The organism is Streptomyces sp. AC627_RSS907, from assembly GCF_019049165.1.
Window position 1 is genome coordinate 1 of sequence record NZ_JAGMUE010001198.1, and the last position, 584, is coordinate 584.

Here is a 584-nt window from a genome sequence, read left to right on the forward strand (position 1 = left end):
GGCCCGGTGGGAGTGGGCCGAGGACCGCGCGGACCCGGACGACCCCACCTCGCGTGTGTGGCTGGTGGCCAGCATCGCGGTGCGACCGGTAAGCGGTGTGACCTCATGAGCGCGGTCCAGCGAGAGGCAAAGACCGCGTTGCCGGCCATCGCGATGACGGCTGTGTCCATGGTGCTCACCCTCGCGGTGGTGGTGCTGTGGCTGGGTCCGGTGATGCCGTGGCCCGTCGCGCTGGTGGTCGGTCTGGGGATCGACGGCGGGTGGTTGGCCACCTTGGCCTACGAACGCCGTTTGGCCGCGCAGGGCGACCACAATCGAGCCGTGACGGCGGTCGGTTGGTCTTTCGGCGCCCTGGCCACTGGCGTGCTGGTCGCACACGCTCTCAGCGTTGAGCATGACGCTGGCGCGTGGCTGGCCGTGGCGTGGTTGCCCATCGCGGCCAAGGCCCTGTGGCTGGTCCACAGCCTGTGGGAGCGCACCGCGCTCACCTCGAACGCCCTGGCCCTGATCCAGGGAATCCAGCAGGAAGCGCGTGATGAGGCGGCCGTGGCGCGCGCTCGACTGCGCGCTGAGGCGTCCACGGA

The 584-nt window shown here is 70.7% G+C and carries 1 protein-coding gene and 1 pseudogene; both read left to right on the forward strand.

Annotated elements, in window-relative coordinates; genetic code table 11:
- Positions 1-109, forward strand: a 109-nt coding sequence (locus KUM32_RS45540; RefSeq protein WP_374227619.1) for a DUF6303 family protein, incomplete at its 5' end; no start/stop codon positions are given.
- Positions 106-584 (forward strand): annotated as a pseudogene (locus KUM32_RS41045) (protein spdB); the annotation flags it as partial. The gene KUM32_RS45540 and the pseudogene KUM32_RS41045, both read left to right, overlap by 4 nt.